We start from the raw sequence: 24,694 nt of genomic DNA, 5'->3' as shown, positions 1-24,694 counted from the left end.
GCATGTCGTGGCCGGAAGGGATCAGGGCGTGGCCGGTGTGAAGCGCACGGGCAGCGCCTGCGGTCCCCGCGTGAACACGCCCTGCTCGGCTGGCTGGAAATCATCGGCGAGCCGTATGTCGGGCATGGCGTCCAGGAGTTGGCCCACCCCGATCTCGACCTCGGCGCGGGCCAGCAGGGCGCCCACGCAGAAGTGGCGGCCGAGGGCGAAGGCGAGATGGTCTGCCGCGGCGGAGAAGGCCTTCGTGGTCGTCAGATCGTCGCGGAAGATGTCGAAGCGGTCCGGCTCCCGGTAGCGCGCGGGGTCCCGGTTCGCCGCCCCGATCAGGCAGGTCACCGTGGCTCCCGGCGGAACGCCGCCGCCGCTCAGCTCCACCTCCACGGCCGACTGACGCATGATCATGTGGACCGGCGGGGAGTACCGCAGGGTCTCCGCGAAGGCCCGGTCGATCAGTGAGCGGTCCTCCCGTACGGCCTGGAGCTGTTCGGGATGCGCCAGCAGGTTGGCGAAGATGCCCGCCAGCGCCTTGTCCGTGGTCTCCCCGCCCGCTGCGAGGAGCAGGCTGCAGAACGCCTTGATGTCCTCGTCGCTCATGCGCACGCCTTCCACTTCGGCGGCGCACAGCGTGGACAGCAGGTCGTCGCCGAGGTGGTCGCGGCGGTGCCGGATGACCGGGATCATGTACTCGGCGAACTCCACGCGGGTGCGTTCACCGGCGGCGGCGACCTCCGGATCGCCCGCGAGATTGCCGAGGAAGGCGATCACCGATGTGTACCAGCGGTGGAAGCGGTCGTGGTCGGCCTTGTCCAGGCCGAGCATGTCGGCGATGACGTTGACGGGAAAGCGTGTCGCGAATTCCGCGACGAGGTCGGCACTGCCGGCGTGGCGGAAACGGTCGATGAGCGCCCGGGCGTTGGCCTCGATGACAGGCAGGAACTTCTCCTGCAGGTCACGGCCGCGGAAGGCCGGAGCCACCAGGGCCCGTCGCACCGCGTGCTCTCGCCCGCTGAGCGTCAGGATCGTCCGGCCGTGTACCGGCTCGATCTGCCATACGTAGTTGTCGGTGGTGAACTGTCCGTCGCGGTCCTTGAAGATCCGTTCGACGTCTTCGTAGCGCGACACGATGTAGCTCTGGGTGGCCTCGTGCCAGATCAGCGGAGCGCGCTCGCGCATGACCCGGTAGGCGGGATAGGGATCCTCGGCGAATTCGGTCGACAGGATGTCGGGCAGGTCCGGTGCGGTGGTCACGTGGGGGGACTCCTTGAAGCGTCAACCGGCAGACCGTTCAAGGCTATTGATCATGTGGGGCCGGGCACAGCCGATTACTGGCCGAGCCGCGCCCGCGAGACCAGGGCACATCCCTTCCCCTCGACCGCGCTCCATCCGGCACACTCACCACATGGAGACTGCGCAGTTCATCGGAATCCTGGACACCGAGGGCCAGTTGCTGGCGACAGCAGCCGAGGAGGCCGGGACCGACGCGAAGGTGCCCACCTGCCCCGGCTGGCAGGTGCGGGACCTGGTGCGGCACACGGGCATGGTGCATCGCTGGGCCACGGCGTTCGTCGCCGAGAGACACACGTCGTACCACCCCGACGAGGGTCTGCCGGATCTGGACGGTACGGAGTTGATGACCTGGTTCCGCGAGGGTCACCGGCGGCTCGTCGACACGCTCGCGGGCGCCCCAGCCGACGTGGACTGCTGGAGTTTCCTGCCCGCGCCCTCACCGCTCGCCTTCTGGGCACGGAGACAGGCGCACGAGACGACGGTGCACCGGTACGACGCGGAGTCCGCGCTCGGCGGGACCCCGAGCGCGATCGCCGTCGACGTGGCGGTCGACTTCGCGGTCGACGGCATCGACGAGCTGCTGTTCGGCTTCCAGGCACGCAAGAAGAGCGCAGTGCGCACGGAGGTGCCGCGCGTGCTGAGGGTGCGGGCCGAGGACACCGATGCGGTGTGGACCGTACGGCTGACAGCCGGGCCGCCGGTCAGCGAGCGAGGCGAACTGGCCGACCCTGACTGCGAGTTGGCGGGTCCGGCGGGCGAGCTCTACCTGTCGCTGTGGAACCGCCGGCCGTTCCCGGACGTGACCGGAGACCCCTCCCTCGCGACGCTGTGGCGCGAGAAGTCGGCGATCACCTGAAGCGGCCCCGCCCGCCGGTGATCAGCCACCCGGACCGTCCGCCAGCATCCGCCCCAGCACCGCGCGCTGCACCGGCAGCACGTCGCCGTGCAGCGTGCGCCCCTTCGGCGTGAGCGAGACGCGTACACCCCGCCGGTCCTGGGGGCACATGCAGCGCTCCACCAGGCCGTCCTTCTCGAGTCTGCCGATCAGCCGGGACAGTGCGCTCTGGCTGAGGTGGACCCGATCGGCGATCTCCTGGACGCGGTACGCACCGGCATCATCGGAGGCGGCGCATCCTGCCAGCACGTCGAGCACCTCGAAGTCGCTGGCACACAGGCCGTGTTGATGCAGCGCGCGGTCGAGTTCGGACACGGTGCGCGCGTGCACTGCGAGGAGGTCGCGCCACTGGTCGACGAGCCCCTGCTCGGCGTTCTCCATAGCCGCCATGAGGTCGCAACGTAGCAGAGAACCAGCATTGTTGCATCCGAATTAATTGCGCTTGCATTGAATGCATGCGCATGTAGTGTGAGGCGCATGACCTCTCCGCTCACCAACTCCGCGGCCCAGGAACGCTGGACACCTCGCCTGTGGGGCACCCTCCTGGTGCTCTGCGCCGCGATGTTCCTGGACGCGCTGGACGTATCGATGGTCGGCGTCGCCCTGCCGTCCATCGGCTCCGAACTCGACCTCTCCACCTCGGCCCTGCAATGGGTCGTCAGCGGCTACATCCTGGGCTACGGCGGCCTGTTGCTCCTCGGCGGACGGACCGCCGACCTGCTCGGCCGCCGCCAGGTCTTCCTGGTCGCGCTGGCCGTCTTCGCGCTCGCCTCGCTGCTCGGCGGACTCGTCGACTCCGGCCCGCTGCTGATCGCCAGCCGCTTCATCAAGGGCCTGAGCGCGGCGTTCACCGCACCCGCGGGCCTGTCGATCATCACCACGACCTTCGCCGAGGGCCCGCTGCGCAACCGCGCTCTCTCGATCTACACCACCTGCGCCGCCACCGGCTTCTCCATGGGCCTCGTCCTGTCCGGTCTGCTCACCGAGGCCAGCTGGCGCCTGACCATGCTGCTGCCCGCGCCCATCGCGATCATCGCCCTGATCGCCGGTCTCAAGCTGCTCCCGCGCAGCGAGCGGGAGAAGGACCACAACGGCTACGACATCCCCGGTGCCATCATCGGCACGGCCTCGATGCTGCTGCTCGTCTTCACCGTCGTCCAGGCCCCGGAGGTCGGCTGGGCCTCGGCCCGTACGCTGCTTTCGTTCCTCGCCGTCGCCGTCCTGCTCGCTGTCTTCGTCCGAATCGAGCAGCGTTCGGCGGGTCCGCTGGTCCGGCTCGGTGTGCTGCGCTCCGGCAACCAGATCCGGGCCCAGCTCGGCGCGATGACGTTCTTCGGCTCATACATCGGCTTCCAGTTCCTGGCCACGCTGTATCTGCAGTCGTTGCTCGGCTGGTCGGCCCTGGAGACGGCGCTCGCCTTCCTGCCCGCGGGCGCGCTGGTGGCGCTGTCCGCCACGAAGATGGGAGCCGTCGTCGACCGGTTCGGCACCCGGCGGCTGATCCCGGTGGGCTTCGCCAGCATGGTCATCGCGTACGCGCTGTTCCTGAACATCGACCTCAACCCCGTGTACGCGGCGGTGATCCTGCCGACGATGCTGCTGATCGGCGCGGCCTGCGCGCTGGTCTTCCCCTCGCTGAACATCCAGGCCACCAACGGCGTGGACGACCATGAGCAGGGCATGGTCTCGGGTCTGCTCAACACCTCGGTGCAGGTGGGCGGCGCGATCTTCCTGGCGATCGTGACGGCCGTCGTGACCGCGAGCGCCTCCGACGACGCCTCTCCGCAGGCCATCCTCGACAGCTACCGCACGGGGCTGATCGTGGTGACGGGGATCGCGGTCCTCGGCCTGCTGATCACGGCCACGGGGCTGCGGACGCGGCGTGCTCCTCAGCAGACGGTCCTGGTCGCCAAGTCCGAGTCCGTACAGGAGGGGCAGAAGGAGCGCGAGGAGCGGGTACCGGTCCGCGACTGATCCCTCTACGCAACTACGCGCGCCCGGCGGGCAGTTCTTGCCCGCCGGGCGCCCTGCTGTGAGACTTCGGTGCATGGGGAACAGCGGGGGACGGCGGACTCAGGCCGAGCGGGACGCGATGACCGTCGAGATCGGATACGCGCTGTGCAGTGCGGCGGTCGCGGCTGTCCTCGTCTTCGGGGCCGTGTCCGGTCCGGCGCTGCTCTTCGACCTGCCTGCCGGCGCCGAAGACCTGCTGGTCATGGCCGGGTGCGGGCTCGCGGTCATGGTCTTCTTCGTACGGGTGGTCGGTGTGCTGGTCCGTTTCCAGCGTGGGCCTCAGCCCAGCCAGCCCGGCCGCACCAAGCCCGACTCGTAGGCCAGCACGACCAGTTGGGCCCGGTCGCGTGCGCCCAGCTTCACCATCGTGCGGCTCACATGGGTCTTCGCCGTGAGCGGGCTGACGACCAGGCGGCGGGCGATCTCGTCGTTGGAGAGCCCGATGCCCACCAGGGCCATCACCTCCCGCTCCCGCTCCGTGAGTTCGGCGAGCGACTGAGCGACGGCCGGCTCCTTGGACCGGGCCGCGAACTCGGCGATCAGGCGCCGCGTCACGCCGGGCGACAGCAGCGCGTCGCCCTCGACCACCGCCCTGACCGCGCGCAGCAGTTCGTCCGGTTCGGTGTCCTTGACGAGGAAGCCGGAGGCCCCCGAACGGATGGCCTCGAAGACGTACTCGTCGAGCTCGAAGGTGGTGAGCATGACCACCTTGACGTCCTGCAGGCCGGCGTCCTCAGTGATGCGGCGGGTCGCTTCGAGACCGTCGAGCACGGGCATACGGATGTCCATCAGGACGACGTCGGGGCTCAGGTCACGCACCTTGCGCAGCGCCTCCTCACCGTCGGCGGCCTCCCCGGCGACCTCGATGTCCCTCTGTGCGTCGAGGAGCGCCTTGAAGCCTGCGCGGACCAGTGACTGGTCGTCGGCGAGCAGTACGCGGATCACCCGTCCTCCTTGAGCTTGGCGAGCTTGGCCCTGCCCTCGAGCGGCAGTACGGCCAGTACCCGGAAACCGCCGTCCTCGCGCGGCCCGGCCTCGATCGTGCCACCGAGGGCCGCGGCCCGTTCCCGCATTCCGGCCAGTCCGTTGCCGCTGCCGCCCGCGTCGGCACCGGTCGCCGGTCCGTCGTCGTCGATACGGAGCTTCAGGGCGTCGTCCTCGTAGCCGACCAGTACGCGCGCGTGCCGCGAACCGGAGTGCCGTACGACATTGGTCAGAGCCTCCTGGACGATGCGGAAGGCGGCGAGATCGGCGCCCGGTGGCAGCACCCTGCGCTTCCCCTCGGTCTCGACGCCGACCGTCAGCCCGGCGCTCGCCGCCTGCTCGACGAGTTCGGGCACTCGGTCGAGGCCGGGCGCGGGCGCGCGCGGCGCGTCACCGGAATCAAAGGGGGCTGCGCGCTGCGCATCATCGGAAGGGCGGTGGTGAGAGACGGGCGGGCGGAGCGTGTCGAGCACCTGGCGGACCTCCCCCAGCGCCTCCTTGCTCGCCGCCTTGATGGTGGTGAGGGCGGTACGGGCCTGATCCGGGTCGGAGTCGAGCAGTGCGAGCCCCACGCCCGCCTGGACGTTGATGACGGAGATGCTGTGCGCCAGCACGTCGTGCAGCTCGCGGGCGATCCGCAGCCGCTCCTCGTCGGCGCGCCGCCGGGCCGCCTGCCGACGCTCCGCCCGGTCCCGGTCCCACTGCTCACGGCGAACGCGGACGAGCTCGGAGAGCGCGGCGATGACCACCATCCACGTGGCGACCGAGACGTCCTCGCCCCAGGAGGCCACCGTGTCGTCGTTCGGCGGCAGCCACAGGTAGAGCCAGTGGCCCACCAGGAGATGCACCGTCCACAGCATCGCCAGCGCCGCCCAGGCCGCCCGGCGGTGCCCGGCGACGACGGCGCTGAAGCAGCCGAGAGCGACGGTCAGGAAGACCGGCCCGTATGGATATCCGGCGACGAAGTAGACCGTCGCCGCGGCGGAGGTGCCGAACACCACGAACACCGGATGCCGCTGCCGCCACAGGAGCACAAGGGCGCCCACAAACAGCAGGCCAAAGGCAAAGGGATCGAGCGGCTCACGAGCAGGCTGTTCCTGGGCGGCGAAGGTGCTGCCGATCAGCACGAACAAGGTGAACGGCAGCGTCGAACGCCAGGGCCAGCGAGGAAGCCTCTCCTCCGCATCGTCGTCGCCCCCGTTCCACCACGGCGGCCTGTGCCGCCAGAGCCATGGAGGTCCGCCCCGTGCCCACGGTGGCCCGCCCCGCGCCCAGGGCGGACAGCCGCTGAGGCGTGTGCGCTGCTCTTCCATGTGAGCCACGCTAGACGCCACGGGCGGTCCGGGCGTCCGCCGAGCGTGGTGATCAGACGTACTCCCAGGGAAGTACCTCCCCTGTGTGCGGCTGCTCGCGCCGATCCTGTCTCAGGATCCTGACCGGTTGCCGCCGCTTCCCGCTCCTCCCGTGCCGGTGTCCTGAGGGAACACCAGGCCCACGTCATGGCCGAGTTGGGCGGCGGCGTGCCGGAAGAAGGCTTCGCGGTCCTCCACCACGCGGTTGAACTGGCCGAACAGCTCGAAGCCGATCAGCCCGAACAGCTGGGCCCAGGCCGCAACGAGGGCCGTCACCACCTCCGGCGGCAGGTCCGGCGCGAGGTCCTGGGCCAGCCGCCGTGCCTCCGGCTTGAGTTCGGCGGGCAGGCGGGGCAGGGCAACGCCCACGCCCTGGTGTGCGTCGCGAACGATGCCGATGAGCAGCAGCGCGACCCGGGACGCCGCGGGCACGGTCGAGTCCGGCGCGGCGTACCCGGGCACGGGCGAACCGTAGATCAGCGCGTACTCGTGCGGATGCGCGAGTGCCCAGCCGCGCACCGCCTCGCATACCGTGGCCCAGCGCCGGATCGGGCCGGCGTCGGCGGCCTTCTCGTGCGCGGCCTCCGCACTCTCGCCGAGCGAGTCGTAGGCGTCGATGATGAGGGCGGTCAGGAGGTCGTCGCGGCTGGGGAAGTAGCGGTACAACGCGGAGGAGACCATGCCGAGTTCGCGGGCCACGGCCCGCAACGAGAGCTTGGCGGCGCCTTCTTTCGCGAGCTGTCTGCGCGCCTCGTCCTTGATGGCCGCGGTGACTTCGGTCCTGGCTCGGGCGCGGGCTCCTCGGGCGGTACTCATGCCAGGCAGTGTTCCATGAAATCGGAGCACTGCACACAAACGTGAGCGGTGCTCCGGATTTGGATCGACGCTCTCGCACCGGCACAACGCTCGCACTCGACATCAACGCTCACCTCCGAGAGCAGTGCACACATTCGAGAGCACTGCTCTTGCTTTGGACCACCGATCTCGTGCACACTGCTCTCAAGCGAGAGCAGTGCTCTCGCAACCGACATCACCAGTGGGGGTCCCGCGATGGCACAGCAGCGCTACATCAAGCCCGGCGGCTTCGAGGCAGGCATGAACCGCTTCATCGGCTGGCTCGCCCGCCGCGGCCTCAGCCTCGTCGGCAACGCCGAGCTCTCCGTCCGCGGCCGCAAGAGCGGCGAGTGGCGGCGCGTGCCGGTCAACCCACTCCCCTACGAAGGCGGCCCGTACCTCGTCTCGGCGCGCGGCCACTCCGAGTGGGTGCGCAATCTGCGGGCGGCCGGCGGCGGCCGGCTCCAAGTGGGCCGCAAGACACAGGAGTTCACGGCCGTGGAGCTGCCCGACGAGGAAAAGCCCGTCGTCCTGCGCACCTACCTCAAGAAGTGGGGCTGGGAGGTCGGCCGGTTCTTCGGTGACGTCACGGCCAAGTCCAGCGACGAGGAGCTGCTCGCTGCGGCGCACAACCACCCCGTCTTCCGGATCACCGTCAAGAGCTGAACACGCCTCTTGCGGGTCAGCGGTCGAGCGCGGTCAGGGCGCGCCCGGCCAGGGGATGCGTACGGACGATCTCGCCCAGGGAGGTCGCCCCGCGGGTGATCCCCGTGAACGCCTTCCAGGCGGGCCGGAAGCCCGTGAGCGCAGCGTGGAACATACCGGGCCGGCGTGCGAAGACCAGGAACAGGCGCTTGCCCACACTCATCTCGACGCCCAGGCCCGCCTTGATGGCGAAGGCGTAGTTCAGGGCCTGGCGCCGGGTGTCCACGGCGTCGTTCGCCTCGGCGATCCGTACCGCCCACTCCCCCGCGAGCCGCCCCGACCGCAGCGCGAACGAGATTCCCTCGCGGGTCCACGGCTCGAGCAGCCCGGCCGCGTCCCCGCACACCAGCACCCGCCCGCGCGAGAGCGGCGAGTCGTCGGCGCGGCAGCGCGTCAGATGCCCCGACGAGATGCTCGGCTCGAAGCCGGCGAGCCCGAGCCGGGCGATGAAGTCCTCCAAGTACCGCTTCGTGGCGGCTCCTTCACCACGCGCCGAGATCACGCCGACGGTGAGGGTGTCGCCCTTGGGGAACACCCATCCGTAACTGCCGGGCATGGGGCCCCAGTCGATGAGGACGCGCCCCTTCCAGTCCTCGGCGACGGTCTCCGGGACGGGGATCTCCGCCTCCAGGCCGAGGTCGACCTGGTCGAGCTTCACCCCGACGTGGGCTCCTATCCGGCTGGCGCTGCCGTCCGCGCCGACCACCGCCCGCGCCAGCACCGTCTCGCCGTCCTGCAGCACGACGGCCACGGTGCGCCGGTCCGGTACGGCGGAGCCGTGCTGTTCCACGCGCGCGACCGTGACGCCGGTGCGGAGTTCGGCGCCCGCCTTCTGCGAGTGCTCGACGAGCCGCTGGTCGAACTCGGGCCGGTTGATGAGCCCGAAGAGCATCTGCTTGGAGCGCCGGGTACGGGTGAACCTGCCGTCGAGCGAGAACGTGACCGCGTGCACCCGGTCCCGCAGCGGCAGCTCGAAGCCGGGCGGCAGAGCGTCGCGCGAGGGGCCGATGATGCCGCCGCCGCACGTCTTGTAGCGGGGCAGCTCCGCCTTCTCGAGCAAGAGCACGCGGCGCCCCGCGACCGCTGCCGCATAGGCCGCCGAGGCGCCCGCGGGCCCCGCACCGACCACGACGACGTCCCATACCCGCTGTGCGTCGTCCGAAGAGTTCTCGCCGCTCACGATGGTCTGCTGCTCCGATCCAGCCGCCTGCCGCTCCTGCCTCACGCATCCTACGGCGGACCTCGGCGAACTCCGCTGTGGGAGTATCGGCAGCGTATGCACGACGCGCACCCGTACGCGCGTGCATCCCACACGTACCCATCCGTACAACGTCGCACCTACGAGGAGCGTGCCCATGTCGTCGAACCCGGTCGCCGAGACCGTCGCCTCGCTGATGCCCAGGGCGAAGGCGGAGCTCACCGAGCTGGTGGCCTTCAAGTCGGTGGCGGACTTCGACCAGTTCCCCCGCAGCGAGAGCGAGGGCGCCGCGAACTGGGTGGCCCAGGCGCTGCGCACCGAGGGTTTCCAGGACGTGGCGCTGCTCGACACCCCGGACGGCACACAGTCGGTGTACGGCGTCCTGCCAGGCCCTCAGGGCGCGAAGACGGTGCTGCTGTACGCGCACTACGACGTACAGCCGCCGCTCGACGAAACGGCGTGGGTGACACCGCCGTTCGCGCTGACGGAGCGCGACGGCCGCTGGTACGGGCGGGGCGCCGCCGACTGCAAGGGCGGCGTCATCATGCACCTCCTCGCGCTGCGCGCGCTCAAGGCGAACGGCGGCGTCCCGGTCAACGTCAAGGTGATCGCGGAGGGTTCGGAGGAGCAGGGCACAGGCGGTCTGGAGCGGTACGCCGAGGACCACCCGGAGCTGCTCACCGCCGACACGATCGTCATCGGTGACGCCGGCAACTTCCGGGTCGGAGTACCGACCGTCACCACGGCGCTGCGCGGCATGACCCTCGTACGCGTCCGGATCGACACCCTCGGCGGCAACCTGCACTCGGGGCAGTTCGGCGGCGCGGCGCCCGACGCGCTGGCCGCGTTGATCCGGGTACTGGACTCGCTGCGCGCCGAGGACGGTTCGACGACGGTCGACGGGCTGACTGGCGAAGCGCGCTGGGACGGACTGCAGTACGAGGAAGGCCAGTTCCGCGAGGACGCCAAAGTGCTCGACGGTGTGGAGCTGATCGGCTCCGGCACGGTCGCCGACCGAATCTGGGCGCGTCCTGCCGTGACCGTGCTCGGCATCGACTGCCCGCCGGTGATCGGCGCCACCCCGTCCGTGCAGGCGGGCGCCCGCGCCCTGGTCAGCCTGCGCGTGCCGCCGGGCGTGGACGCGGCCGAGGCGACCAAGCTGCTCCAGGCCCACCTGGAGGCGCACACGCCGTGGGGCGCACGGGTGAGCACCGAACAGATCGGCCAGGGCCAGGCATTCCGCGCCGACACATCCAGCCCGGCCTACGCGGCGATGGCCGAGGCGATGAGCGTCGCGTACGACGGGGAGGAGATGCAGTACGCCGGGCAGGGTGGCTCCATCCCGCTCTGCAACACCCTCGCGTCCCTCTACCCGCGCGCGGAGATCCTCCTGATCGGCCTGAGCGAGCCGGAGGCGCAGATTCACGCGGTGAACGAGAGCGTGTCTCCTGAGGAGTTGGAGCGCCTGTCGGTCGCCGAGGCGCTGTTCCTGCGCAACTACGCGGCGGGCTGAGCGAGTTCGGGCAGCCTCGACGGACGAGTGAGCCTGGGCGCTTATCCCATGGGCACGCCGGCCTCCAGATAGAGTGCAGCTCCCCGTTCCCGCGCCCGCAGTGCCCAGCGCAGCCGCTCGTAGCGGACCGGTGGCAGCAGGGTGGCGGCTTCCTCCTCGCTGACGAAGCGCCAGTCGCGCAGTTCGGGGCCCGGCAGCAGCATCCGCCGGGCCTCGGCGCCGTCGAGCCGTCCGCCGTCGAAGAGGAGGCGCAGTCCGCCGTAGCCGGGCGGCGCGGGCGGCTCCCAGTCGACGACCAACAGACTTGGTACGTCGTCGAGTTGGATGCCGGTCTCCTCGGCGACCTCGCGCATGCCCGCGCGCGCGGGTGCCTCGCCGCGTTCGACGACACCGCCGGGGAACTCCCAACCGGCCTTGTACGTGGGATCGACGAGGAGTACGCGATTCTGCTCGTCGAAGAGGAGCACTCCGGCGGCTACGGTCTCCGCGGTGGGCTCCGGAGTCTGCACGATGTCGCAGACGGGGACAGCGCCGTTGCGCACGGCGTCGGCGATGCGCTCCGCGGACTCGTACGGGGTGAGCGCGCTGGTGTCCACGAGGTGGGCGTCGGCAGTGAGCCAGCCGGCCAGGGCGCCGCGGTAGGGCTCGATGTGGTCGTACGACCACTGGCGCACCCGTATCTCCCCGTCGGGCAGCTCGGGTGGCACCGCCCGGCCGGCTATTCGTTCCCGCAGGATCGTTTCCGCCGGGGCGAGAAGCACATGCCGTACCGGAATCCTGCGGGAGGCGAGCCCGCCGAAGATCTCGTCGCGGTAGTCCTGGCGGAGCAGGGTCATGGGGATCACCAGGACGCCGCCGAGTTCGGCGAGCAGCGCGGCCGCGGTGTCGACCACAAGCCGGCGCCAGATGGGCAGGTCCTGGTAGTCACCGACCTCGGCGAGGTGCTTGGGCGGCAGCAGATGCGTCAGCCCGGCTCCGATGACCTCGGGGTCGAAGAGTGTGCTGTTCGGGATCAGGTCGATCAGTTCCCGTGCGGTGGTGGTCTTCCCCGCACCGAACGCGCCGTTGATCCAAACGACGGTCACGGTTCCCCCTCTTCTGTTGACCCCCTGAGGCTTGCCCTCCACCTTGCCACGGAAACCAGCCGCTGATGAGGCGCCGAACACACGGCGCCGGGTCCCCGTCCCTTCACGCCTCACGCCTTGAGGCGGCAGCGCGCAGGGCACCCGTGGATTCGCCGACGCCGGGCCGGACGCGGGCCGGCAGGCCCGTCCCGCATCACAGACATCGGCGGATCCGCACGAGTAACCCTTGTCTCGCTGGGAAACTGCAGCGGTGGACCGAGATTTCGCTGAACGGATCCGTTGCGGAGGGACCGGGGAAGGCGAAAATGGCGACCGAGCCGCGATGGAGCGACAAACTGCCTTCCGAAGAGATGGAGAAGTGCCACGCCGTCTTCGACGGCGGGCTGGGTGACGTGACGGCGGCCCGACTGGCCGCCGAGGAGTTCCTGCGTGCACTGGCGCGTTCCTCGCCACCGACGGCGCCCGAGCACTGGGACGACATCCTGTTGGTCGTCAACGAACTGGCCGCCAACGCGGTTCAGTACGCTCCAGGAGTGTTCGAGCTGACGATGCGACGCACGTTCGACGGTGTGCACGTGACGGTGCACGACACCAGCACCACGCCGCCCGAACCGCGTGCGTTCCATCCCAGCCGGGGTGGTGGCGGCATCGGATGGCATCTGGTTCACACGCTGTGCACCCAGGTGAGCGTGGTGGTGCGGGAAGACGGTAAGGACGTGCACGGCTTCCTACCCTGGTGACGTCAGGACCGTCGAAGTGGCGGTGGCCCGCGCCTCAGGTCAGCGGCACCAGCACGCTGATCGTTTTGCCCCCCTCCGGGCGGCGCTCGACGCGGATGTCCCGTGCCAGGCGGATGATCAGCGGCCATCCGTATCCGTTGCCCACGTGCGCGGGGGGCAGCGCTCCGGGACCGTGGACGACGGCGGGGACGACATCGCTGTAGTCGAGCACGCTCAGCCGGATGCCATCGGGGGTCGGAGCCACGTCGAATCCGGCGATGCCACCGCCGTGCCGGATCGCGTTCGTCACCAGTTCCGAGACGACGAGCAGCAGGTCGATGACGGCTTCCTCACTGGCCCTGCGGCCCGGCACATCCCAGCGCTCACGGACGACGGACCGTACGAACTGCCGTGCCGACGCGGCACTCGTGACGGCGACCTGCGGCTGCGGAGCCCCGCCCGACGCACCGTCGCCCGAAGCGATACGGCGCGTTCCGGCGAGCGGCACATAGGGCTTGGCCTGCATGTCGTGCGTTTCCCGGGCTGTGCGGGACAGGGCAAAGTCTCCGCTCATTCGGCGTTCCACGGGCTTCATGGCTTCTCCGGCCCGATCCGGTCGATCGGGTCGTGGATGAGGGCGACCTCCCACTCCTCCGGCATCGGCATCGTCTTCTGGTGTTGCACCAGGGATTCGGGCGCTCCTTCGGGGCCCCGCGCACGGATGGTGCGCGCGCCGAGGCCCGCCCGGCGGGACCGCCCCACTTGTTCTCGTTCGTCACTCATCATCGTGCTCCGCATACCCGCTCGGGCCCGAAGCATGGCGGGTGAAATCGCTGTGGGTCACCGGCGCGCCGACGAGTACGAGGCCAACCGTCCTGCCGGCATCAGGTGGCCTGCCGCCGGGGCAGACCGAGGTAGTAGGCGGCGACCGAGTCCAGGTATGAGGCGTCGAGAATCTCGCGGTCCGTCCTGAAGGAAGGAGCCGACTTGATCGTGTCACGCGTGGACGCCACGGTGATCTTCTGTGCCTCGCTGTCGATGTGTGTGACGAGACCCGCGGGCACCAGCACACTCTTGCCGAACGCCCAGACGCCCATGTCGACTATCAGGTGACGCCTGGGGGCGTCGTCGGCCTGCCGGTCCACGGTGCCCGATCGTGCCGTCGGTGGCCTCCACCGTGAAACCCGTCAGGATCTGCCCTTCCCTGTAGCCGCTCTGCGGTGCGTACGACCAGATGGTGTCCCGGTCCACTTCGCCTCCTCCTTGCCCCACGCAGCGGCTCTTTTCCGCCCGCCGCTCCCGAGAGCAGCAAATACCCCGTTCCTTCGGTGGCAGCGCCGTTCTCCGGGGAATCCCCGGGTTGCAGAGGCATCACCGGCGTCATCGGGGTACCTGATGACTCCCGTTCGAGGACTGTCGGTCACCGCGCGCCGTCGTCACGCGCTTCGAGGGCTGTTGGACGCCGCGCGTGTCCGACGTTACGCACAGCGTGAAGGCGAGGACCTGCGCTCGCTGACTCGGCCGGGGCGCCCGCTCCCGGGCCTCCTGGCGCACGAGCTCCTCGTCAGTCGTGGCGGGACCGGCCACCGCCACCACGTCGGCCCGCCGCCGTCTGAACACCGAGGGCCTCGTCGCGCACGCGGGCACAGCTACGGCTGATCAGACGGGAAACGTGCATCTGGGAGATGCCCAGCTGGTCGGCGATGCGGCTCTGCGTCATGTCCTCGAAGAAGCGCATGTAGAGGATGGCGCGCTCACGTTCGGGCAGCTGCCGCAGCCCCTCCTTGGCGGCCTCGCGGTCGACGACGGCGTCGTAGGACGCGTCGCGGGCGCCGAGGGTGTCCGCGAGGCTGTAGCCGTCGTCGCTGCCGGCCACCTCCGCGTCCAGGGACAGCGTGGTGAAGCTGTCCAGCGCCTCCATTCCGGCGGTCACCTCCTCCTCCGTGAGGTTCGCGTGGGCCGCGATCTCGGCCACGGTCGGCGTGCCGGAGCCGGCGGTCTGGATGAGCTCGCGACGCGCGACCCGCACCTTGTTGCGCAGTTCCTGCACGCGCCGGGGGACGCGGAGCGCCCACATCCGGTCGCGGAAGTGCCGCTTGATCTCGCCCGTGATGGTGGGGACGGCATAGCTCTCGAACGCTCCACGTTCAGGTTCGAACCGGTCGATGGCCTTCAGCAGCCCGAGCGCCGCGACCTGCCGCAGATCCTCCAGCGACTCACCACGGTTGCGGAACCGGCCTGCAATGCGGTGGGCCATGGGCAACCACGCCTTCACCAGTTCGTCCCGTACCGCGTCGCGCTGGGGCCCGTCCTCCAACTCCGCGAGCCGAACGAAGGCGGCAAGGGTGTCGGGGGCGTCGTCGTGGACCCGTTGCCCGGGGCCGTGGGGACGCGCGGACGTACCGGAACCGTTTGCGGAAGTCTCAACCAGCATGCGGAATCGCTCCTGAACGACGATTTCAGGGGGAGTTGCCGCGGGAAAGGGTGCGCGGGGCGACGAGACCCCGGAACGGGCACACCTTCCCCGTCGGCGCGCCTCTGGTCCGAAGCACGGAATCCCGGTTGCCCCGCCGTCGCGTGGGCAAACAACCGTCCGCACATGCGTGGTGACGACCACCGGGTACCGGGAGTGGACCGCCGCGAGTGGCGCCGCGTGCGGATGGGACTGATTGCGATGGGCGGGCGACGACTTCACGCCAGCCATCGCCTTGACGTCGCACTCTCACCACTTGGGAGGAGTGCGCAGCGGAAACCCGGGCAAGCGAGGTGTGTCACCGAGAACTTCGAGGGTCTGGGAGGACGGCATGGCAGCCGTGACGGCGGCGCGGGCAACGGCCACGGCGAGAGGGGCGGTCGCGAACAACGAGATGGAACTGCCGTTCATCAAGGACCCGTTGAAGGTCAGGCCGAGGGACGCGCGTGAGCTGTCACGCCAGGTCTTCGACCGGCTGGCCACGCTGGAAGAGGGCACGCACGAGTACCAGTACGTGCGCAACACCCTGATCGAGATGAACCTCTCCCTCGTGCGGTACGCCCCTCGCGCTTCCGGGGTCGAGAGGACTCGTTGGAGGACATCGTCCAGGTCGGGACGATCGGGCTGATCAAAGCCATCGAGCGGTTCGAGCTCTCCCGCGAGGTCGAGTTCACCACGTTCGCCGTGCCGTACATCGTGGGCGAGATCAAGCGCTTCTTCCGCGACACGAGCTGGGCGGTGCACGTGCCGCGGCGCCTGCAGGAGGCCCGGGGGGGAGCTGGCGAAGGCCACGGACGAGTTGCATTCCCGGCTGGGCCGCACGCCGACCACACGTGAACTCTCCCAGCTGATGTCCCTGTCCGAGGAAGAGGTCATCGAGGCGCGCAAGGCGGCCAACTGCTACAGCTCCGCCTCCCTCGACGCCGCGCTCGCCCCCGGCGGCGCCCAGGACGAGAGCACCGTGCTGGCCGACGTCATCGGCGAGGAGGATCCGTCGCTGGAACTCATCGAGGACTTCCACTCGCTGGCCCCCCTCATCGCCGAGTTCGACGAGCGTGAACGCCGGATCCTTCACATGCGATTCGTCGAAGAGCTCACACAGTCCCAGATCGCGGGTCACCTCGGCGTCTCCCAGATGCACGTTTCACGGCTGATCAGCCGCATCATCAAGCGACTGCGCGCCGGCCTGCTGGAGTCCGGCGTCGCGTGACAGCGGCCGCGGCTTCGTAGGCACCGGCGGCAGGGCTCGCTGTTCTCGTTCTCCTCACGCCGACGGAACGTCCCTGACTCGGACGGCCCATCGGCCAGGGGATGGCCCCGTCGACCAGGGGACGGCACGTGTCCCGTCACGTGGGACGCCTGCCGCGCGCGTCGCTCCCACTGTCAGGACGCGCACCGCCGCGGTGGGCCGACCGCGACGCCCCGCGTCTCACCCTGGCATGTCCCCGAGCCGCTCCGGACCCTCTTCCGGCGCGCCGGTCCCAGGGGGACCACCGCGGTGATGCGTTTGCCGCCGGACGGCAGACCCGACACCGTCACCTCGTGGGACAGTCGGCAGACGATCGGCCAGCCGCGGCCTCCGCACCGCCACCGACCGCGGTCGTCGACCGAGGGCGACGCCACGGGGAGTCGATCGTCGAGGTCGCTCACCGACACGTACAGGTCGCGGCCGACGAGGGCGACGTGGAAGTCCGTGACGCCTCCACCGTGCAGCATCGCGTTGGTGGTCAGTTCCGAGGTAACGAGCAGGGCGTCCGAGAGCGTGTCCGAGTCGCAGGCGGTGCCTGCCATGCGCTCGGAAACCACCCGCCTGACGGCGTCGCGTGCCTCTCCCGGATTTCGCGGTCCTCGGCGGGTTCGCCCCAGGGCCCCCGGGCGATCGGTGGTGTGGGCCGGGTTTTGGTCACGCATCCTTTCGCTCCTGACTGGCGAAGAGGTTCGTCCGTCATGTCCGTTCCATTCCTTTGGTGCTCATATTTCGGCTGACCACGCAAGGCCGTCTGAAACCGCGAAACGCCGGATGACAGGAATCCCCGGGCAGCCATCCAGCCATACGACCGGCAGCGGCGCGGCCCTCCTCCCCTGCCGTGGATCTCGGCATTGCGTGTCCGCGCGAATCGCGGGTAGGCGCACAAGCGCATCGCCATGACGAACAGCGGAGGACACAGGACATGACCGGGCGAGGACGCACGCACCAGGCGGCCTTCCCGCCTCCCGGGCGTCCACCGGTCGGGGTCACCCTCCGCCGTCGCCACGCGGTGCATCGGACCCGGAGTTCGGGGTACTCGCCTTTGAATTCGTAACGCCTGTGGGAGGTACTTGTGTCTGTTGCCCAGAATCCCTTGTCGATCAAGGTGACGCTGCCGCGGGAGGATGCGGCGCTGCTCACCATCGAGGGCGATCTGGACATCGATACCGCCACCGAGCTGCAGCATCACGTGGCGAACCAGCTCCACCACGGTCGGCGGCACTTCCTGCTCGACGTCTCTTCCGTCCCCTTCATGGACTCGTCCGGCATGAACATCATTCTGCGGGTCTACCAGGAGGTACGGCAGATCTCGGGAGGCGTGTACGTGATTTCCCCGACCGCTGCCGTACGGCGCATCCTGGACCTCACCGGCGTCAGCCTCACCGTACAGACGGTGGAGAGCGTCGAGGAGGCGCTGACCCTCATGGATGCGCAGAGGGACGCCGGCCAGCTTGATTCCGAGCAGCCGGGAGAATCGGCCGAGTAGGCCTCACGTCAACTTGGCGTCGATCGCAGCGACTTGACGGGCGGTTCGTCCAAGGCGGACTACTCCTTCACGGCCAACAGTTGCTGTTTGACAACTATGGCCGTGAGGCAACAGAGTGAGCTTGGGCAAGCGCGCGGGAGGTGTGAGATGCGCCGGTCGGCAGAGACAACTGCCCACGCCGCTCCACCGCGGTATGGGCACGGTCGGAGTCCGGCGTCGAGCCGTAACAGGGCCGCCCGTCAGGCGCTCTTGACGTCGGAGGCGTCACCCTCGTGGATCTGTGCCGCCGCGGCGGCACAGAACGCCTCCAGGCCCTCCAGCAGCGCGGCCCGCTGCGCGGTGGGCATCTGCGCCAGCACGGACTGCAGGGCGTTCTCGCGCCGTGCCCTCAGCTTCGCCAGGAAGGACCGGCCACGCCGGCTCAGTTGCAGACGCAGTTCACGACGGCTGGAGGAACTGGGCTTGCGCTCCACGAAACCAACGGCCTGCAGGCGGTCGCACAGGCGGCTGGTCGAGGGCGGTGTGGAGCCCAGGGCGTCCGCGAGCATGCGGAGGTTGATGCCGTCGTTGTGCTCGAGGATGAACAGTACGCGGATCTGGGAGGCGGACACCGGCGCGGTCGAAGCACGACCCCACACAGCCTCCAGCAACTCCGCCGCCTCTGAGGTCACACGCGCCAGTTCGTCCGGCGGTGGGTGGGAGGAGGAAGTCACACTCCCACTCTTCCAGGGTTCTCGAACACTGTCAGCCCACCCGGGCGGTCAGGTCGGGCAGAACACCAGATAGATACACGAAACAACCGACCGGCATCACCGACGGACGGCGCCCGCGATGACGCGGGACCTGCGCCGTCGTGGGGAAAAGAATGGCGTATCCGACATCGTGAACAGACTCGTGGCAGCCGAGCGGGCACTTCGCTCCGCAGCTCCGCACCAACTGGTGGACGCGGTCCGTGGGGTGTTGTGCGACGACTACGCGGCGAAGGCCGTCGATGTCTTCATGGCCGACTACGGGCTCACCGTACTGCGGAGCGTCTCCATACCCCCTGACCCGCCGGAGTCCCTGCCGGTGCACCGCAGCCCGGCCGGGCGGGCCTTCGGGGCCCAGGAACCGTTCGCTGAGAAGTGCGGCGACGGCCGGGTGTGCGTGCATCTTCCGGTCACAGTGCGCGGCGACAGGCTCGGCGTACTGTCCGTCACCATGCCCTCGGCCGACCAGGCCGAGGAGTGCCTCGCCGAGCTGACCGAGATCGCCGAGGTCCTGGGGCACGAGCTGATCGTCGCGGACCGGGACACCGACGTGTACCTCCAGGCGCGCCGCAGGGAGCGCCTCACGCTCGCGGCGGAGATGCAGTGGCAGCTGTTGCCGGGCCGTTCCTGCTCACGGCCGGAGTACGCGCTCGGTGGCCAACTGGAGCCCGCCTACGCGGTCTTCGGCGACAACTTCGACTGGTCCGCGACCGCCGACCACCTGATGCTGTACATCACCAACGGCATGGGGGAGGGCATCGAGGCCTCTCTGTTGACCACCCTGGGGATCAACGCGCTGCGCAACGCACGGCGTGCCGGCATCTCCATCGCGGACCAGGCGGCCCTGGCCGACCAGGCGATCTACGCCCACTACCGCGGCAGCGTCCATCTGTCCGTGCTCCTGCTGGACCTTGACCTGGCCACCGGGCGCCTCCAGGTGGTCGACGCCGGCTCCCCTCAGATGCTGCGCCTGCGCGAGCGCAACGTCACCCCCGTCGGCTTCGAGGCCCAACTCCCCTTGGGCATGTTCGAGGAAACCGACTACGTGACCCAGGAGTTCCACGTCGAACCGGGCGACCGGCTGGTCTTCGTCAGCGACGGGGTGTACGGGGTGGCCGCGCCCGGCGGGGAGACGTACGGGGAGCGGGCTCTGGCCCGGGCCATCAGCTCCACCAGTCTGCTTCCTGCGGCCGAGGTGCCCGGCGCCGTCCTGAGAGAGCTGTCCGGTCACCGCGGGCCCACCGAGCCCGACGACGACGCGCTCGTGGTCTGCCTGGACTGGTTCGGGCGACCGTGACCGCTTGACACCGCAGTCCTTCGATTCAGATCACCCAGGAGTGCAGCGGGGTTGTAAGGGATCAATGCCTATCTACAGTTGTCGGGCAGCAACCAGGAGAGCGCACCGCCGAGCTCCCCGCTGAAGCCGGGGCGGCGCAAGCACGTGAGGAGAGGATTTCCGTGCCGGAGCAGGAAGCGGCAGGACACCAGGAGACACCGGCGCAGGAGGCCGGAGAGTTTCTGCGCCGTCGCCGGGAGCAGATCGCCCAACGCTGGGCCGACGCGGCGCTGTTCCGGACCGTCTTCACCGTCTCGCGGGAAGAGGCGGTGGAAGCGGGCCGGGCGGTGGTGGAGGCCCTGGCCGCGGTGGCTGCCGCCGAACGCGTGGAGGACTACCAGGCCGACGGCTTCACGGTCGTGCGCGAGCAGCTGGCACGGACGGCGGCGTCGCGCGTCCGTGCCGGTTCGACGAACAGTCAGATCTCGGCCGAGGTGGACGCGTTGCGGCCGCCCATCATCGAGATGCTCGTCGCCGATCTGTCGGACCGGCCGGCCGAGCACGTGCGGGACTGCACGACGGCCCTCACCGTCCTGATGGGCACACTGCGCCTGGTCGTACTGGAGACGCTGCTGCGCGCGGGGCAGGAGCTCATCGACCGGCAGCGCCTGCAACTGCTCGAAGTGGCCACACCTGTCATCAAGTTGTGGGAGGGCATCGTCGCCGTGCCGCTGATCGGCACCCTCGACAGCGCCCGCAGCCAGGTCGTGATGGAGACGCTCCTCGACTCGATCGTGGAACAGCACGCCCGGTTCGCGATCCTCGACATCACGGGCGTGCCGACCGTGGACTCCCTCGTGGCGCAGCACCTGATGAGGACCGTCGCGGCAGCGCGCCTGATGGGGGCGGAGTGCATCGTCTCCGGCATCCGGCCCCCCATCGCCCAGACCATCGTCCACCTGGGCATCGATCTCGGCTCGGTGAAGACGCGTGCGAGTCTCGCGGACGCCCTCGCCTACGCCCTGCGGCAACAGGGCGCGCACATCGTGTCCCACGAGGCGAACGGTGCGGGGCCGCGGTGACCGGCGTGTTCCCCTCCCCGCACGGAGGACAGGTGCCGGTCCTCCGGATCGGTGACGTCCTCCTCGTCACGCTCCAGGGCGATCTGCACGACAGCACCGCGGAACAGCTCCAGCAGGACGTCAGCGAGGCTGCATCCGACAGCCGGGTCAACGGGGTGGTCCTCGACCTCTCGGGCGTGGAGATCGTCGACTCGTTCCTCGGCCGGGTGCTCAGCGACATCGCGGCCAAGACGCGGCTCCTCGCCGCCGAGACCGTGGTGGCCGGGATGCGTCCCGCCGTGGCGATCACGCTGGTGGAACTGGGCCTGACCCTCCCAGGACTGCGCACCGCACTCAGCACCGACGAGGCCCTGCGCCTCCTCGGCGAAGCCTCGGTCTCCCCCCGGTACGGGCGCACACGCCAGGAGAGTCCCTGATGCAGACCGCCGGCGGTGTCTCCGCATGCCTGCCGATCCACTCGGACCTGGATCTGGTGTGGGTACGGCAGCACGTGCGGCAGGCCGCTGCCCTGCTCGGCTTCGGTCTGGTGGCCCAGACGAAACTGGTCACCGCCGCCAGCGAGCTGGCCCGCAACACCCTCGTCCACGGCGGCGGGGGCCAGATGGAGTGCGCACCGGTGAGCAGGGGCGGCACACACGGGCTGCGGCTGGTCTTCAGCGACGAGGGGCCGGGCATCGCGGACCTCGACCAGGCCCTCCGCGACGGCTACACCTCCGGTGAGGGGCTGGGCATGGGCCTCGGGGGAGCACGGCGCCTGGTCCACGAGTTCGACATCGACAGCCGCCCGGGCACCGGTACGACGGTGACGGTGACGTCGTGGGCGTCCGGTGCTCCCAGGCCGCGCGAGGAGACGTGATGCCACGCGTCTGGGAGGTGCCGGTGCACGACTCGACCCGCGTACGCGATGTGCGTGTGGCGACCGATGAGGCTGCGGCCCGGGCCGGACTCGACGAGGACCGCACCGCGGGCGCCACCCTCGTGGCCACCGAACTCGCGACGAACCTGCTCAAGCACGCGGGCGGCGGTTGGATACTCCTGGACATCGTGGACTCCCCGACCGCGGACCCCGCCCACGAACGCGCCCGGATCGTGCAGATCGTGGCCGTGGACCACGGTCCGGGCATGTACAACGTGGAGGCCGCGCTGCGCGACGGCTACTCGACGACGGCGTCGCTCGGCGCCGGTCTCGGTACCTGCCGGCGCGTCGCCGACGACTTCGACCTGCACAGCACACCGGGGCGGGGGACGGTCGCCATGGCGCGGATCGGTGCCCGCCCGGGGCGTTCCGGCGGGCACGCGCGCCCGGCCCGCCCTCCGGTGCGGGCCGGTGGCATCAACATCCCTTTCGCCGGGGCGGACTACTCGGGTGACGCCTGGGCAGGGGTCCGGGCCGGCAACCTCGTGACGCTGATGCTGGCCGACGGTCTGGGCCATGGTCCGGACGCGGCACGCGCGTCCTCGGCCGCGGTGGAGGAGCTGCGCCGTTCGGCCGACATGCCGCCGGCTGAGCTCCTGCGGCGGCTGGACGGTGCGCTGCGCGACACCAGGGGCGCGGCTGTGGCCGTGGCCCAGGTGGATGTCGCCGCCGGACAGCTGCACTTCGCCGGTGTCGGGAACATAGGTGCCCGACTGCGCTGCGGCGACAAGTGGCAGCCACTGCTCTCGCGTCCCGGGATTGTCGGCGCCCACCAGTCGGCCAGGCTGCCCCAGCGCCAGGTGGGCTGGGAGGACGACTGCCTTCTGGTGCTGCACAGTGACGGCCTGCCGAGCCGCTGGAGTCCCGGTCCGGCCGCTTACAGCTCCTCCCTCGACCCCGCTGTCGTCGCCGCCGTGATCGTGCGTGACGCGAGCAGCCCCGCCCGGCCGGTGCGCGACGACACCACGGTCGCCGTACTGAGCCCCGTCCCACCGGACCGGATCTCATGACGCGTATCTCGCAGATCAGCACCGTCACCGACGCCGCGCGGGCCCGGATCGCCACCGCCCGGCTGGCCACCGCGCACGGTGTGACGGCCGTCGAACGCACGCGTCTGGTGACCGCGCTCACCGCACAGCTGCGGCAGTGCCTGACCAAGGGCGGCCCGTGGCGGATCAGCGTGGAGGCGACCGCCTCCCCGGACGGGGACGGTCTGTTCGTCGTCGAGGTGGCATCGGCCAGGACCCAGGTGCCCGACGTGCGGCCGCCCTGGCGCGTCACGGCAGCCTTCCCCGAGGCCGGCGGCGGCTCCGAGGCGGAGCACGTGGCGGACGACCCGGAGACGCTGGCGGAGGCCCTGTTCGGCGCCGACGAGGACGCGGCCCTGCTGCTGGAGAAGCTCGACGAGCAGGAACGCCTGGTCGCGTTCCACCGCGAGGAACTCCACCAGACCAACCAGGGCGTCCTTGCCCTCCACGCCGAACTGGACGCGGCCGGGCGGGCACAGCGCGAGCTCTTCGCCGCCGAGCAGAAGGCCCACGCGGAGGCCGAGCAGGCCCGTGGCCGCCTGACCTTCCTGGCCGATGCGAGCGCCGCCCTCACCGCGTCCCTCAACCATGACGCGATCGTGCGGCTCCTCCCCGGGCTGCTGGTGCCCCGGTACGCCCGCACCGTCGACGTATGGCTCTTCAACGAGGACGGAGAGGAGGGGGACGACGAGCACCGCACCCGGCCGCACCCGGCCGCCGCCGTCCTCGCGGCTCGGCGCGGACGCCCCCAGTACGCCGCCGACCATCCCGGCGGTCTGCCCGGCGTCGACGACCAGCCTCCCTCAGCGCTGGAACCCAAGCGGCCCCTGCTGTGCATCCCCCTGCTGACCCGCGGAGCGCCCCTGGGCGTGCTGACGCTCTCACCGCCCGAGGAGCGCTGGGACGCCGACGACGCCGTGATGCTGATCGAGCTCACCCGGCGGGCCAGCATCGCCCTGGAGAACGCCAAGCGCTTCGAGCACAACCGCGACATCGCCGAGACGCTGCAACGCGCCCTGCTCACGGACCTGCCCACGACACCCGGTCTGCACCTCGCCGCGCGCTACCTCCCGGCCACCCACGGTCTGAACATCGGCGGGGACTGGTACGACGCCTTCCGCCAGCCCGACGGCAGCCTGATCACCGTCATCGGTGACGTGACCGGGCACGGCCTGCACGCCGCCGTGATGATGAGCCAGCTGCGCACCGCACTGCGGGCCTACGCCGTCGACGGCGGCAGCCCCGGCGAGCTGCTCACCCACATGCACACGTTCCTGCACCATCTGCAGCCCGACCTCTACGCCACAGCCGTCATCGCACGCCTCCACCCCGACGACCCCACCCTCACCTGGGCCGCCGCGGGACATCCGCCACCGGTCCTGCGCACACCCGACGGACAGGTCCGCACGCTCGACGCCAAACCGGGTGCCATGCTCGGCATTCCCATCCGTCAGGTGATCAGCGACCACACCGTGCCCCTCCCGCCCGGCTCGACGCTGGCGCTCTACACCGACGGTCTGGTGGAACGCCGCGCGGAGGGCATCGACCCGGGGATCCAGCGGCTCACTGCGGCGCTGGCGGCCTTCCGGCCCGCCGATCTCGACCAGGACCTGGACGGGGCGGCCGACCGGCTCCTCCAGCCCCTGCTGCACGACTCCGAGCACGACGACGACGTGTGTCTGCTGCTCTGCCACATCCACAGCGACGCCGCGAGAATCAGGGAGGCGGTGCCCTCGGGCACACGTGCCTGACCGACGTCGGCTCGGGACCGCGCGAGGTCGGCCTGCCCCGCTCGGCGGACGGCCCGCCGGTGCGCGACCGCTGGCTGGTCCTCGCGCAGGACGGCACGG

Annotated in this window: 26 protein-coding genes and 1 pseudogene; 14 read left to right on the top strand and 13 right to left on the bottom strand. The window is 70.2% G+C overall.

Features of this window, described 5'->3' with window-relative positions:
- Positions 1–21: 21 nt before the first annotated feature.
- The gene (locus ACGFNK_RS18225; protein ID WP_393416942.1) at positions 22–1,248 is read right to left on the bottom strand and encodes a cytochrome P450; all 1,227 of its coding nucleotides are present in this window, start codon (positions 1,246–1,248) and stop codon (positions 22–24) included.
- Between the two features lie 151 nt (positions 1,249–1,399).
- Between ACGFNK_RS18225 and ACGFNK_RS18220 the strand changes: the two genes are divergently transcribed.
- Positions 1,400–2,143: a maleylpyruvate isomerase family mycothiol-dependent enzyme gene (locus ACGFNK_RS18220; RefSeq protein WP_393416940.1), complete on the top strand. Its 744-nt coding sequence runs from the start codon at positions 1,400–1,402 to the stop codon at positions 2,141–2,143.
- A gap of 21 nt (positions 2,144–2,164) precedes the next feature.
- Here ACGFNK_RS18220 and ACGFNK_RS18215 read toward each other — a convergent pair whose 3' ends face one another.
- Positions 2,165–2,572 carry a MarR family winged helix-turn-helix transcriptional regulator gene (locus ACGFNK_RS18215; RefSeq protein ID WP_393416938.1) on the bottom strand — a complete coding sequence of 136 codons (408 nt, stop codon included), beginning with the start codon at positions 2,570–2,572 and terminating at the stop codon, positions 2,165–2,167.
- An 87-nt stretch (positions 2,573–2,659) separates the two neighbouring features.
- On the opposite strand from ACGFNK_RS18215, the gene ACGFNK_RS18210 reads away from it, so the two are divergent.
- Both ACGFNK_RS18210 and ACGFNK_RS18205 read left to right on the top strand, forming a co-directional pair.
- Positions 2,660–4,156 carry an MFS transporter gene (locus ACGFNK_RS18210; RefSeq protein WP_393416936.1) on the top strand — a complete coding sequence of 499 codons (1,497 nt, stop codon included), beginning with the start codon at positions 2,660–2,662 and terminating at the stop codon, positions 4,154–4,156.
- A 73-nt stretch (positions 4,157–4,229) separates the two neighbouring features.
- A complete protein-coding gene (locus tag ACGFNK_RS18205) occupies positions 4,230–4,514 on the top strand; it encodes a DUF6332 family protein (RefSeq protein ID WP_393416934.1) in 285 nt (94 codons plus the stop codon).
- Here ACGFNK_RS18205 and ACGFNK_RS18200 read toward each other — a convergent pair.
- From ACGFNK_RS18200 to ACGFNK_RS18190, 3 genes are all read right to left on the bottom strand, one after another.
- Entirely contained in the window at positions 4,475–5,140 is a 666-nt protein-coding gene (locus ACGFNK_RS18200) for a response regulator (protein WP_393416932.1), read from the bottom strand. The genes ACGFNK_RS18205 and ACGFNK_RS18200 overlap by 40 nt on opposite strands.
- The gene (locus tag ACGFNK_RS18195) at positions 5,137–6,501 is read right to left on the bottom strand and encodes a sensor histidine kinase (protein WP_393416930.1); all 1,365 of its coding nucleotides are present in this window, start codon (positions 6,499–6,501) and stop codon (positions 5,137–5,139) included. Before ACGFNK_RS18195 ends, ACGFNK_RS18200 begins: the two co-directional genes overlap by 4 nt.
- Before the next feature lie 102 nt (positions 6,502–6,603).
- A complete protein-coding gene (locus ACGFNK_RS18190; RefSeq protein WP_393416928.1) occupies positions 6,604–7,347 on the bottom strand; it encodes a TetR/AcrR family transcriptional regulator in 744 nt (247 codons plus the stop codon).
- Between the two features lie 234 nt (positions 7,348–7,581).
- On the opposite strand from ACGFNK_RS18190, the gene ACGFNK_RS18185 reads away from it, so the two are divergent.
- A complete protein-coding gene (locus ACGFNK_RS18185) occupies positions 7,582–8,031 on the top strand; it encodes a nitroreductase family deazaflavin-dependent oxidoreductase (RefSeq protein ID WP_393416926.1) in 450 nt (149 codons plus the stop codon).
- Between the two features lie 16 nt (positions 8,032–8,047).
- Here ACGFNK_RS18185 and ACGFNK_RS18180 read toward each other — a convergent pair whose 3' ends face one another.
- Positions 8,048–9,250 (bottom strand): geranylgeranyl reductase family protein, encoded by a 1,203-nt coding sequence (locus ACGFNK_RS18180; RefSeq protein ID WP_393417001.1) that lies wholly within the window; start codon positions 9,248–9,250, stop codon positions 8,048–8,050.
- A 175-nt stretch (positions 9,251–9,425) separates the two neighbouring features.
- Here ACGFNK_RS18180 and ACGFNK_RS18175 point away from each other — a divergent pair, with 175 nt between their 5' ends.
- A complete protein-coding gene (locus ACGFNK_RS18175) occupies positions 9,426–10,781 on the top strand; it encodes a dipeptidase (RefSeq protein WP_393416924.1) in 1,356 nt (451 codons plus the stop codon).
- Positions 10,782–10,822: 41 nt separating this feature from the next.
- On the opposite strand, the gene ACGFNK_RS18170 is transcribed toward ACGFNK_RS18175, so the two are convergent.
- Entirely contained in the window at positions 10,823–11,866 is a 1,044-nt protein-coding gene (locus ACGFNK_RS18170; protein ID WP_393416922.1) for an NUDIX domain-containing protein, read from the bottom strand.
- Between the two features lie 305 nt (positions 11,867–12,171).
- Here ACGFNK_RS18170 and ACGFNK_RS18165 point away from each other — a divergent pair, with 305 nt between their 5' ends.
- A complete protein-coding gene (locus tag ACGFNK_RS18165; protein ID WP_393416920.1) occupies positions 12,172–12,606 on the top strand; it encodes an ATP-binding protein in 435 nt (144 codons plus the stop codon).
- 34 nt (positions 12,607–12,640) lie between these two features.
- Here the strand turns inward: ACGFNK_RS18165 and ACGFNK_RS18160 are convergent, their stop codons facing one another.
- The 4 genes from ACGFNK_RS18160 to ACGFNK_RS18145 form a co-directional block, all read right to left on the bottom strand.
- On the bottom strand, positions 12,641–13,159 hold the full coding sequence (locus ACGFNK_RS18160) for an ATP-binding protein (protein WP_393416918.1): 519 nt from the start codon (positions 13,157–13,159) through the stop codon (positions 12,641–12,643).
- 17 nt (positions 13,160–13,176) lie between these two features.
- Positions 13,177–13,368, bottom strand: coding sequence for a hypothetical protein (locus ACGFNK_RS18155; protein WP_393416916.1), 192 nt, complete (start codon positions 13,366–13,368; stop codon positions 13,177–13,179).
- Between the two features lie 101 nt (positions 13,369–13,469).
- On the bottom strand, positions 13,470–13,730 hold the full coding sequence (locus ACGFNK_RS18150) for a PRC-barrel domain containing protein (RefSeq protein ID WP_393416914.1): 261 nt from the start codon (positions 13,728–13,730) through the stop codon (positions 13,470–13,472).
- Positions 13,731–14,149: 419 nt separating this feature from the next.
- Positions 14,150–15,019 carry an RNA polymerase sigma factor SigF gene (locus tag ACGFNK_RS18145; RefSeq protein ID WP_393416912.1) on the bottom strand — a complete coding sequence of 290 codons (870 nt, stop codon included), beginning with the start codon at positions 15,017–15,019 and terminating at the stop codon, positions 14,150–14,152.
- 370 nt (positions 15,020–15,389) lie between these two features.
- Between ACGFNK_RS18145 and ACGFNK_RS18140 the strand changes: the two are divergent.
- Positions 15,390–16,268 (top strand): annotated as a pseudogene (locus ACGFNK_RS18140) (SigB/SigF/SigG family RNA polymerase sigma factor).
- Between the two features lie 173 nt (positions 16,269–16,441).
- Here the strand turns inward: ACGFNK_RS18140 and ACGFNK_RS18135 are convergent.
- Positions 16,442–16,969, bottom strand: coding sequence for an ATP-binding protein (locus ACGFNK_RS18135; protein WP_393416910.1), 528 nt, complete (start codon positions 16,967–16,969; stop codon positions 16,442–16,444).
- Positions 16,970–17,379: 410 nt separating this feature from the next.
- Between ACGFNK_RS18135 and ACGFNK_RS18130 the strand changes: the two genes are divergently transcribed.
- Complete coding sequence (locus tag ACGFNK_RS18130; protein WP_393416908.1) at positions 17,380–17,793, top strand: STAS domain-containing protein; 414 nt, start codon at positions 17,380–17,382, stop codon at positions 17,791–17,793.
- A 239-nt stretch (positions 17,794–18,032) separates the two neighbouring features.
- On the opposite strand, the gene ACGFNK_RS18125 is transcribed toward ACGFNK_RS18130, so the two are convergent.
- On the bottom strand, positions 18,033–18,506 hold the full coding sequence (locus tag ACGFNK_RS18125) for a MarR family winged helix-turn-helix transcriptional regulator (RefSeq protein WP_393416906.1): 474 nt from the start codon (positions 18,504–18,506) through the stop codon (positions 18,033–18,035).
- 169 nt (positions 18,507–18,675) lie between these two features.
- Here ACGFNK_RS18125 and ACGFNK_RS18120 point away from each other — a divergent pair, with 169 nt between their 5' ends.
- The 6 genes from ACGFNK_RS18120 to ACGFNK_RS18095 all read left to right on the top strand — a co-directional run bounded on the left by ACGFNK_RS18120 (position 18,676) and on the right by ACGFNK_RS18095 (position 24,595).
- Positions 18,676–19,839 carry a PP2C family protein-serine/threonine phosphatase gene (locus ACGFNK_RS18120; protein ID WP_393416904.1) on the top strand — a complete coding sequence of 388 codons (1,164 nt, stop codon included), beginning with the start codon at positions 18,676–18,678 and terminating at the stop codon, positions 19,837–19,839.
- A gap of 161 nt (positions 19,840–20,000) precedes the next feature.
- Positions 20,001–20,900: an STAS domain-containing protein gene (locus ACGFNK_RS18115; protein ID WP_393416902.1), complete on the top strand. Its 900-nt coding sequence runs from the start codon at positions 20,001–20,003 to the stop codon at positions 20,898–20,900.
- Complete coding sequence (locus tag ACGFNK_RS18110) at positions 20,897–21,316, top strand: STAS domain-containing protein (RefSeq protein WP_393416900.1); 420 nt, start codon at positions 20,897–20,899, stop codon at positions 21,314–21,316. Before ACGFNK_RS18115 ends, ACGFNK_RS18110 begins: the two co-directional genes overlap by 4 nt.
- Positions 21,316–21,756, top strand: coding sequence for an anti-sigma regulatory factor (locus ACGFNK_RS18105; protein ID WP_386336595.1), 441 nt, complete (start codon positions 21,316–21,318; stop codon positions 21,754–21,756). The genes ACGFNK_RS18110 and ACGFNK_RS18105 overlap by 1 nt, the downstream gene beginning before the upstream one ends.
- A complete protein-coding gene (locus ACGFNK_RS18100; protein WP_393416898.1) occupies positions 21,756–22,826 on the top strand; it encodes an ATP-binding SpoIIE family protein phosphatase in 1,071 nt (356 codons plus the stop codon). The genes ACGFNK_RS18105 and ACGFNK_RS18100 overlap by 1 nt, the downstream gene beginning before the upstream one ends.
- Positions 22,823–24,595, top strand: coding sequence for a PP2C family protein-serine/threonine phosphatase (locus ACGFNK_RS18095; protein ID WP_393416896.1), 1,773 nt, complete (start codon positions 22,823–22,825; stop codon positions 24,593–24,595). The genes ACGFNK_RS18100 and ACGFNK_RS18095 overlap by 4 nt, the downstream gene beginning before the upstream one ends.
- Positions 24,596–24,694: the final 99 nt, after the last annotated feature.

This window comes from Streptomyces sp. NPDC048825 (assembly GCF_043198355.1).
Classification (GTDB): Bacteria; Actinomycetota; Actinomycetes; order Streptomycetales; family Streptomycetaceae; genus Streptomyces; species Streptomyces xiangluensis.
The sequence above is the reverse complement of the archived record's forward strand: the minus strand, read 5'-3'. Positions and strand labels throughout refer to the sequence as shown.

Excerpts from the sequence above, each read along its gene's own strand:
- ACGFNK_RS18220 (WP_393416940.1), top strand. The coding sequence starts at position 1,400 with ATGGAGACTGCGCAGTTCATCGGAATCCTGGACACCGAGGGCCAGTTG.
- ACGFNK_RS18215 (WP_393416938.1), bottom strand. The coding sequence starts at position 2,572 with ATGGCGGCTATGGAGAACGCCGAGCAGGGGCTCGTCGACCAGTGGCGC.
- ACGFNK_RS18210 (WP_393416936.1), top strand. The coding sequence starts at position 2,660 with ATGACCTCTCCGCTCACCAACTCCGCGGCCCAGGAACGCTGGACACCT.
- ACGFNK_RS18205 (WP_393416934.1), top strand. The coding sequence starts at position 4,230 with ATGGGGAACAGCGGGGGACGGCGGACTCAGGCCGAGCGGGACGCGATG.
- ACGFNK_RS18190 (WP_393416928.1), bottom strand. The coding sequence starts at position 7,347 with ATGAGTACCGCCCGAGGAGCCCGCGCCCGAGCCAGGACCGAAGTCACC.
- ACGFNK_RS18185 (WP_393416926.1), top strand. The coding sequence starts at position 7,582 with ATGGCACAGCAGCGCTACATCAAGCCCGGCGGCTTCGAGGCAGGCATG.
- ACGFNK_RS18175 (WP_393416924.1), top strand. The coding sequence starts at position 9,426 with ATGTCGTCGAACCCGGTCGCCGAGACCGTCGCCTCGCTGATGCCCAGG.
- ACGFNK_RS18165 (WP_393416920.1), top strand. The coding sequence starts at position 12,172 with ATGGCGACCGAGCCGCGATGGAGCGACAAACTGCCTTCCGAAGAGATG.
- ACGFNK_RS18160 (WP_393416918.1), bottom strand. The coding sequence starts at position 13,159 with ATGAGCGGAGACTTTGCCCTGTCCCGCACAGCCCGGGAAACGCACGAC.
- ACGFNK_RS18155 (WP_393416916.1), bottom strand. The coding sequence starts at position 13,368 with ATGAGTGACGAACGAGAACAAGTGGGGCGGTCCCGCCGGGCGGGCCTC.
- ACGFNK_RS18145 (WP_393416912.1), bottom strand. The coding sequence starts at position 15,019 with ATGCTGGTTGAGACTTCCGCAAACGGTTCCGGTACGTCCGCGCGTCCC.
- ACGFNK_RS18135 (WP_393416910.1), bottom strand. The coding sequence starts at position 16,969 with ATGCGTGACCAAAACCCGGCCCACACCACCGATCGCCCGGGGGCCCTG.
- ACGFNK_RS18105 (WP_386336595.1), top strand. The coding sequence starts at position 21,316 with ATGCAGACCGCCGGCGGTGTCTCCGCATGCCTGCCGATCCACTCGGAC.
- ACGFNK_RS18100 (WP_393416898.1), top strand. The coding sequence starts at position 21,756 with ATGCCACGCGTCTGGGAGGTGCCGGTGCACGACTCGACCCGCGTACGC.
- ACGFNK_RS18095 (WP_393416896.1), top strand. The coding sequence starts at position 22,823 with ATGACGCGTATCTCGCAGATCAGCACCGTCACCGACGCCGCGCGGGCC.